The organism is Lactobacillus sp. N54.MGS-719 (assembly GCF_000980505.1).
GTDB lineage: Bacteria > Bacillota > Bacilli > Lactobacillales > Lactobacillaceae > Lactobacillus > Lactobacillus amylovorus.
Genome location: NZ_LARO01000059.1, coordinates 1 through 8,320, shown reverse-complemented (window position 1 = coordinate 8,320; position 8,320 = coordinate 1). Strand labels below are relative to the sequence as shown.

The window sequence follows — 8,320 nt, the reverse complement described above, 5'->3', positions numbered from 1 at the left end:
AATAGTAGTACCTGCTATAGCTATTTTCAGTACTTACTTAACTCAAACTTTAACGAATGTAATCTTGGCAAGAAATTGGCATGAGTTTATCTTAATAGCCATAGTATGTTTTATCATCATGCTTATTTTGTATTTCTTATTGCCAATAGTGCAGAATCTTGATAATTATTTACAACAGGATTTGAACCAACAAGTCAGAGCCAAGATAGTTAAGCATTATTATGATGATCAAAAACAGCACACCGTTGCAGACATGCAGAATAGATTGACTAATGATTTAACGCTGATTAATGAAAACTACTTTACCAACTTGTTTGGTGTGATTTACGGTACTGTCTTGATTATCAGTGTAGTAATCTATTTAATTCTGTTAAGTTGGCAGTTATTAATCGTGATTTGCATAATGGTAGCTGTATCATTGCTTTTACCTAAATTAACAGAGAAACCACTACAAAAAGCCAATCAGATGATTTCTGATAGTAATCAAGCCTATCTAGATACATTGAATGATTGGCTATCAGGACTAGAACAGATTAGACAATTTATGGCAGGAGCTAAGTTGTTTTCAGTCACTGCCAATGCTTCAAAGAAATTGGAATATGCTAACGTGAAGCAAACAGGCTATATCAAGTTGATTGAAGCTGTTAATGGAATTGTCTCAGCTTTGTTTGGATTAATCCTGTTCATTTTGGCTGGTGTCTTAGTTAAGCAAGGTAGTATTACTATTGGTGCTTTGATGATTGTAGGGAATTTCCGTTTTTACCTTAGTCAAGGTATTAATATGGTTACATCTGGACGTGGTGCAATGAAAGGCACAACCAAGTTGATTGATGAAGTTGATCAATCAGCAAGTAAGGTTGAAGTACCAAAAGAAAAGCAAGGTGTTGTACCAGCTTCAATTGAAACTCATGATCTTAAGTTGCAGTTCCCAAATGGAGAAAAATTAGCTTTCGCAGACTTACAGATTAAACAAGGTGAAAAGATTCTGTTAACTGGTGATTCAGGAGCCGGAAAATCTACTTTATTTAAATTGATCTTAGGAGAACTAAAACCAAGTGAAGGTAATGTAGTATACAAGGATCAAAATGGTAAGGAAATTGTTCCTGACTTAAGTAAGATTGGTTATATTCCACAGAATCCAGTTGTCTTTCCAGCTACAATTGAAGATAACATTACCATGTTTAATGAGAAGCTTGATAACAGAGTGGACCAAGCAGTTAAAGAGGTCGACTTTGATACAGATATTTCTAAGTTCAAAGATGGCTTGAATGAAGAACTTGATTTGGACAAGTTGAATATCTCAGGTGGTCAACGGCAAAAGATCGTTCTAGCTAGAGCTAAGGTACATAATAGCGATATTATTTTAATTGATGAGGGAACGAGTGCGATTGATCAGAATGCAACGATGGATATTCTTAAGAACCTAGTTAAGAGTAAAGCGACAATCGTCTTTATTGCGCATAATTTCAATGAAGGGATGCGCAGGTTGTTTGATCGGGAGATTCACTTGGTGAAAGGATAGATTTAATGAAGAAAAGCATTAAATACTTTAGGCCGTTATATGTTCTTCTATTGTTACTAGTTGCTTTTACTGTTTTAGCGATCGGTTTAATTCTTTCTTCTTCTTTTCATTCAAGCAGTAATACACCAATTCTTATGCTTAAGTTGAACACTGCTAATGATGAAAAAACTCTGTATCGGAAACTATTAGTTAATGGTGAATTAGATAAAGGAAAGAAATTTAAAGTAAAGAATGAGGAGATTGTTGATGCAAGTGATATCTTTATAGATCATGTTAATCGAAAATCAAATTCAATTTATTTGACCGTTAAGAAACATGTTTTAAAAGATCAATTTAAAAAGCAGGTTCATAATCCAATTTATGATCGAATGATCAAGCAAGTGGTAAAAGAACAGCAACATCCGATTTTTGTCTTTACCATGTTTAAAACGAAGAATCATTACTATGCTTATCTGGCGTTAAATGCAGGGATTGATGATACGGGTACGATTTATCGTTATTCTAAGAAAGATAAAAAGATGAGTGGCATAGGTCAAACAAGTAATGATGAGCACGTTGTAGCTATAAGAGAAATAACAAGATAATACAGAAAGATCCTTATGTTTGAAAGACATGAGGATCTTTTTACTTTCTATAATGGGTTTATAGAAAGCGTGGAAACATGGACAAAAAAGAAAAATTGAAAATAGATGATCAGACACAAATAATTCAGGGAATAAGGATATCAGATCCAGATTTGTATAAGAAGATCCGCTTTATCGTGCAAAATAATCATCTAGAGGGCTGGCAGCTAACAGAACAAGAGATCAATGATCTTGTTCATGACGAAACGGATTTAAGCGAGGATTATTATCAAATTTTGGAGAAAAACGATGAGTGACTGGATTCAAGAGACTTTGTATGCTAATGGTACGTTGATTAATAAGTTGGGGATTAGGGATGCACAAGATTTAGCCAAAAAGGAGTTTGAAATTACTGCTCAAAGAGAACTCTTCTTGCTGAATCAAGGAATTAAGATAAAAGATATTAGTGCCTTTGCCAAAATAAATGCCTTTTTGTTTAGTCCTCTATATGATTAGGCAGGTAAATATCGTCAGGGCAATTTTTACAAGGGTAATACTACCTTCTTAGACTACAATCGCTTCAACTATGCAGAAGAAGATATTAACCATGTTATGTCATTGCAGCAAAAGCAACATCACTTGACCGCTGAAGATTATGCTCAAAGGTAACGGTCGCAGCACACGTTTATTTTTGCAATGCTACGCCGTAAATCATGGCCAATACATTATTTATCCTTTTAACTAACGATAATTTGATACAAGTTCTGACAGACGCTGACGTAGCTAAGATTGCTAAACTAATCAAGATAGAAAATGTTTGAAAGATAAGAAAAAACGAGAAAGAAATCAAGTCTTTCTCGTTTTTGTGTTTATCTATTGAATTACCGAATTGTTTGTCCTTTTTCTCAAACCATTGTCGAGCAAAGTCAATTAACGGAACTACATTGATCACTTTTATGGTGGCTTTGCTATTCATTAGAAAATTGCTTTTCAAAAGCTTGACCTAAATCGTTAAAATCATCGTAGGTATCAGGATCAACATTTTTATACTCGGTCCAAACAGTCTTCCCATTATCATCAGTACCAGTTGCGGCAGAACAAGTCTCCACTTTTCTAGGGATGGTTGCTTCTAATAACATCGGGTAGGTTGCGGAAATATTCTGGCGTAAGCCCTAGACCTTCAGTTGTAGATGTTTTCGCATTGTAAGGTGGCATTGCATCTTGGATGACTTGAATCAAATCCTTACGAACTGGTGGATATTCCCAAGTAGCTGGATCACAATTCATAGAAACTTGAGAAGGCATCATCAGAGTACCATTTACAAGAGTTTCTTCTATTGCTTTAACTATAGTTTCACTACCGCCAGGTAGATATTGCAACTTGCTCATTGCAGTATGAACAAGATAAGCATCACTGGATTTAACACCCAAATGCTTTAAAGCAAATTTCAGGTCATTCTTTGTAACAACAGTTTCGATTAATTTTTCAGACATTTTCTTTCCTTTTCTTGAAATAAAACAACTTATTGACTTGGCCTGAAAGGTACAATTCTCGTTTTAATCTCGCCAAATTGCGTATCAACCTTGCGAAAGTAAGCATCATTGCGTGAATTGCCTGTATTCCAGCCAGCTCTGGCATAAGGATCATAGCCTAAAAACGCAGTCAATTCAGGCTCTAATAGGTCATTAACTGCTTGCTGGAGTTCTTTGCGCAATAAATCGTTTATTTTGTCTTGATTGAATAGAGCTTGAGCCATATTTTTGGTAAAATCATTCATGAAGGAGTTCTTCTTTCTGTATGTGTTTTTTTGTTCAAACCAATCATACGAGAAAGGAACTCCTTTTTCTAATGTTTTAAGAAATTAATTTAAGGAATTATTCATCCTTACACAAACTATTTTACGGTCTCAGCAAAGGTGATCAAAATGCTACATTGGATTTGGGTATTGATTGTCGGCGGTGTAATTGGTCTGATTGCTGGGGCTTTAACAGGTCACGGCAGATCAATGAATTGGATTGCTAATATTTTAGCTGGCTTGATTGGTTCTTCATTGGGACAAGCCCTTCTGGGTGAATGGGGACCACAGGTAGCAGGTATGGCAATTGTTCCATCTATTTTAGGTGCAGTAATTTTGGTAATCATTGTGGCCTTCGTTGTCAGCAAATTCCATACTGCATAAGAGAATAATTTCATCTGAATAAATTTGCTAGTACTAGTAAGAAAAGCCTGAATTTGATTGCTTTATTGTCATTTCGGGCTTTTTATTTATGTTTTCCCTGCTCCCTAGTCAATGGAGGAGGGGAGATACAAATAAAAGTACTCTATAAAAGCTATCAAGTTGAGTTTTTAGCCTTAAAAAGTTGGTGATTTGCTTACAGATTCTTATTTTTAAATAAACTTTTGCTGAAATAGTCAAAAATTGTAGTATTTTGGATATAAATAGCTTCAAAAAGACTATAAAAATGTGTTTAAAAACATTAAATTTATGCATAATTGATATTAGCTAGATATAAATTACCAGTAAGTCTAGTCATTATGTTATATAGAAGAACAATTTAGTATGAAATTTACTCAAAATAAAAAGAGTAGAAAAGATAATTTAAACATGAGCATTGTAGAAAATAATAAGGGCAGCAAATCTAAATTTAAAATCTTTATAAAGTACTAAAAAGTAGTTGTGAAAAACATAGGTATAAAAGAAAATATTTTTTTACTTATTAACAATAATTTTGATGTTTAACAATAAAAATCTTTATTTCGGAGAGAGGTTTATCTTGCTATCATTAAAATTATTGTTTTATGTAGTGCTAGAAATCATTTTAAATTTTATACAAAAATCTTTTACTTTGATAAGTAGGTGTGTTTTAAAAATTATTACAATCTCTTTGAAACACACCTATTCTTGACTCTAAAAACTGTCAGCAAATACTCCTTATTTTGGTTTAGCTATCATGATTAGATGTCTAGCTTAAATCACACAAATTAGGATTATATTTAAATCAAAATATTGTTCTGATATCAGTAATTATAGATATTTGTAAATATATTAATCAGCATTTTTTGATAACCTGGTAAATTAACATTTAAAATGGATGAACTCTTTAGTAATTAGTAATGTGATACGAATATTTTAATTAAATATATTTTTTACTCAGAGCGCATATAAAAGTTAATTGAATTAAATTATCAACTAATGGTCAAAATAAATGAACTTGGCCTTAGAATTGCGATCTCAACATGCAAAAAAGCATTAAATTTTTAACTCAATAAAAAAGTGAAGAGTAATTATAAATAAGAAATAAAGGTAATGTAAAATCAAGTTTTAATTAGTTTGAGTAAAAAATAAATATAAATGCTGAAGGATTTATTAATTACGAAATGAAAAGTAAATTTTAAAAAGCTCTTTAAACTAATAAAAAGTAGTTTGAGATTGATAACTTTCCTAGGCATAATATTTTTTGATTGCAGCTTTACATAATATCAATTATACGCAGATATATAGAAGCATTTTCTTCTGCTATTTGCTATCCCTTTTCTTCGATCAACTAAAAAATCATCTGCATTACAGACAGATGATTTAAATATTCTATTCATTTTTGAAATTCAATTTATTATTTGATTTAAGTGCCAAAAGATATATGAAATTAATTGCCGCCAATAATACAACCGCAATCCAAATTGTTTTAAGAACCCAAATCTTTTGCAACAATGCTGAAACGATTGCTCCAACCATAAATGAAATTGTTAGCATCATGTAATTAACAGCTGCTGTATGTTGACTCTTATCTGCACCAAAGAAAAACGCGCTCCAAGCAACTACAGATTTTTTTAGATTACCAGTTGTAAAGACGTTGTTGTACCCCATACCTTCAATTTTGCTGAAAGAAGCATTTTGAACGGCCAAGCCAAAAGCGATTGCTGGCACTATATAGTAATTAGGTACACTTTTAGGCAGAAATCCAACAACTACACAGATGATTAAAATTGGAAATAAACAAAATACTCTCCAATAGTGACTTTTTACGTATTTATGAAAAAGACCAACCAGTAGCAATCCCAATGTGAATGCTATAAAAGTACTTGCTCGATTGATCATTCCTGGAATATTATGATCAGCCAATGCTGAACTAAAGAATATTACGTTCCCTGTTTGACCAGCGGATAATGTGTGTCCCCTTTGTATATATGTATAAGCGTCAATGAAACCACCGCAAAAAGTTAAAGCACAAGCTAATTGCCTTGATTCTGCTGGCTTAGCACTATTAAAAATATCTCGCAAATTTCCTCTTAAACTCATTAATATCCCCAATCCTTCAAAATCCTAGTCTTACAATATTAGATGTTATTTGCGGTAGAATAGCCTCAAAGGTTGAGGCTACGAGATTGAAACTGTCAAATCTTTTGTGTAAATAGATCTTTCTCATAGATTGATTTTTTATTCTTTATTTAATCAAAGTAAGATTCCAAGGTATCTTGAACCTGGCCAAAGCCTTTGTGGATTCGATTGAAATATCGATCATTGTAGCTCAATGCTTGGATGCCTATAAATATGTCCAATGATTGCTCTGTTGGAAATTCAGCTTTAGGCTTAGCTTTACGCTTAACAATATTGTTAAACGATTCAATCATGTTCGTTGAATAGATTGACGGTCTAATCTGCTTTGGATAATTATAAAATACAAGCATATCAGCCTCGATTGCCTTTAAGTTTCTTACCACGTGACTGTATAACTTACCCCATTTAGCGTAAAAGTCATTCATGACTGCTTCACGATCATCTACTCGGACTTTGGCACAAATATTGCGCATAACATGTACCAGGCAGCGTTGAAAGTGAGCTTTAGGATAAGCTTCTACAAGCGCCTGCTTCATACCGACGACACCATCTGAAAGAAAAAGCTCTACTTGCTCTAAGCCGTGAGATTTCATGCTTTGGAGCAGCTCCGTCCAGACTTCAATGTTCTCATTGGGCGCAATGCAGTAGTCGATAACTTCCTTGTGACCATTAGGTTTGATACCAATGGCAATATAGACAGCTTCGCGTTCAAAGGTTTCTCGGCGCAGAGGAACGTAGGTAGCGTCTAGATAAACGCAGAAGAACTTATCGCTCAGCTTACGCTTGTGATAGGCCTCTACCTTGGGGATCATCTGCTTAGAAATATTGGATACTTGAGCGGGGCTGTAATGGCTGCCATACATTTTTTCAATCAAATCAGCTATCTCTCTGGTAGTTACGCCGAATTGCCGGTATTCCAGCCGTCTCTTGCATCTTGCATAAGAATTATAACCTAAAAAAGCAGTTAATTCAGCTTCTAACAAGTCATTAACTGCTTGTTGTAATTCTTTACGCAATAAATCATTAATTTTGTCTTGATTGAATAGAGCTCTTGAGCCATATTTTTGGTAAAATCATTCATGAAGGAGTTCTTCTTTCTGTATGTGTTTTTTGTTCAAACAAATCATACAAGAAAGGAACTCCTTTTTCTAATGTTTTAAGAAATTAATTTAAGGAATCATTCATCCTTACACAAACTATTTTACAGTCTCACGAGATTTGCTTAATCAATAAATAAAGCAATATTGATGTTTAATATAATACAAGTTAATACTATTAAAATAGTTTATTCATTTTCCACCTAATCTTTTATAAGCTATACACATAATAATATAAGTAGTTTGAAAGGATCGAATGCTTTGTGAATATTAATTTAGGAGAAGAAATTTCCCGTAGAAGACGTGAACAAAAGCTCACGCAGGAAGATCTTGCTGAACTCAGTGATCTTTCAGTAAATTTTATTTCACGTTTGGAAAGGACCAAGGATCAAAATATTAGTATTCAAAAGCTTGATTCAATTGCAAGAGCTTTGAATACTACTACACCTGATATCATTAATAACGCTTATCGCGTTAAAAAGATAAAGCCCGAAGGTCCAGTGAATAATACGCCTATTTTCATTCAAAAAGTAAATAATGAATTAAGAAAATTACCAGCCGCTAAGGCAGAACGTGTGTGTAAATCACTCATTGTCCTTTTAAAGGAAATGAACTAAAAGAAAAATAAGAGCTATTGTCGATTATTTTAACAATAGCTCTTATTTTGTTAGTCTTACAAAATTGAACCGTCAGTATCAATTGGAAACTGTCAAATCTTTTGTGTAAATAGATCTTTCTCGTAAATTGATTTTTTAATTATTTATTTAATCAAAGTAGGATTCTAAGGTGTCCTGAACCTGA

General features: G+C 33.2%; 7 protein-coding genes and 3 pseudogenes. 6 read left to right on the top strand and 4 right to left on the bottom strand.

Annotated features, from left to right (window positions below; translation table 11 throughout):
* Position 1: 1 nt before the first annotated feature.
* From WS44_RS08370 to WS44_RS08355, 4 genes are all read left to right on the top strand, one after another.
* Complete coding sequence (locus WS44_RS08370; RefSeq protein ID WP_288145725.1) at positions 2–1,522, top strand: ABC transporter ATP-binding protein; 1,521 nt, start codon at positions 2–4, stop codon at positions 1,520–1,522.
* 5 nt (positions 1,523–1,527) lie between these two features.
* Entirely contained in the window at positions 1,528–2,106 is a 579-nt protein-coding gene (locus WS44_RS08365) for a hypothetical protein (protein WP_046434009.1), read from the top strand.
* A 77-nt stretch (positions 2,107–2,183) separates the two neighbouring features.
* Positions 2,184–2,402 carry a hypothetical protein gene (locus WS44_RS08360; protein ID WP_046434008.1) on the top strand — a complete coding sequence of 73 codons (219 nt, stop codon included), beginning with the start codon at positions 2,184–2,186 and terminating at the stop codon, positions 2,400–2,402.
* Positions 2,395–2,601, top strand: a complete 207-nt coding sequence (locus WS44_RS08355; protein WP_046434007.1) for a hypothetical protein — start codon at positions 2,395–2,397, stop codon at positions 2,599–2,601. The genes WS44_RS08360 and WS44_RS08355 overlap by 8 nt, the downstream gene beginning before the upstream one ends.
* Positions 2,602–2,974: 373 nt before the next feature.
* On the opposite strand, the pseudogene WS44_RS10135 reads toward WS44_RS08355, so the two are convergent.
* Together WS44_RS10135 and WS44_RS08335 are read right to left on the bottom strand one after the other, a co-directional pair.
* Positions 2,975–3,579, bottom strand: a pseudogene (locus tag WS44_RS10135) (AAC(3) family N-acetyltransferase); the annotation flags it as partial.
* A 53-nt stretch (positions 3,580–3,632) separates the two neighbouring features.
* Positions 3,633–3,863, bottom strand: a pseudogene (locus WS44_RS08335) (transposase); the annotation flags it as partial.
* 147 nt (positions 3,864–4,010) lie between these two features.
* On the opposite strand from WS44_RS08335, the gene WS44_RS08330 reads away from it, so the two are divergent.
* Complete coding sequence (locus WS44_RS08330) at positions 4,011–4,265, top strand: GlsB/YeaQ/YmgE family stress response membrane protein (RefSeq protein WP_013438009.1); 255 nt, start codon at positions 4,011–4,013, stop codon at positions 4,263–4,265.
* Between the two features lie 1,407 nt (positions 4,266–5,672).
* Here WS44_RS08330 and WS44_RS08325 read toward each other — a convergent pair.
* Together WS44_RS08325 and WS44_RS08320 are read right to left on the bottom strand one after the other, a co-directional pair.
* Positions 5,673–6,383, bottom strand: a complete 711-nt coding sequence (locus WS44_RS08325) for a YoaK family protein (RefSeq protein ID WP_013438008.1) — start codon at positions 6,381–6,383, stop codon at positions 5,673–5,675.
* A 149-nt stretch (positions 6,384–6,532) separates the two neighbouring features.
* Positions 6,533–7,503: pseudogene (locus WS44_RS08320) on the bottom strand (IS256 family transposase).
* A gap of 279 nt (positions 7,504–7,782) precedes the next feature.
* Between WS44_RS08320 and WS44_RS08315 the strand changes: the two are divergent.
* A complete protein-coding gene (locus WS44_RS08315) occupies positions 7,783–8,136 on the top strand; it encodes a helix-turn-helix transcriptional regulator (protein ID WP_013438007.1) in 354 nt (117 codons plus the stop codon).
* Positions 8,137–8,320: the final 184 nt, after the last annotated feature.

What these genes read in the sequence shown, in the direction of transcription:
- WS44_RS08355 (WP_046434007.1), top strand. Translation starts at nt 2,395, where the DNA reads ATGAGTGACTGGATTCAAGAGACTTTGTATGCTAATGGTACGTTGATT.
- WS44_RS08330 (WP_013438009.1), top strand. Translation starts at nt 4,011, where the DNA reads ATGCTACATTGGATTTGGGTATTGATTGTCGGCGGTGTAATTGGTCTG.
- WS44_RS08365 (WP_046434009.1), top strand. Translation starts at nt 1,528, where the DNA reads ATGAAGAAAAGCATTAAATACTTTAGGCCGTTATATGTTCTTCTATTG.
- WS44_RS08360 (WP_046434008.1), top strand. Translation starts at nt 2,184, where the DNA reads ATGGACAAAAAAGAAAAATTGAAAATAGATGATCAGACACAAATAATT.
- WS44_RS08325 (WP_013438008.1), bottom strand. Translation starts at nt 6,383, where the DNA reads ATGAGTTTAAGAGGAAATTTGCGAGATATTTTTAATAGTGCTAAGCCA.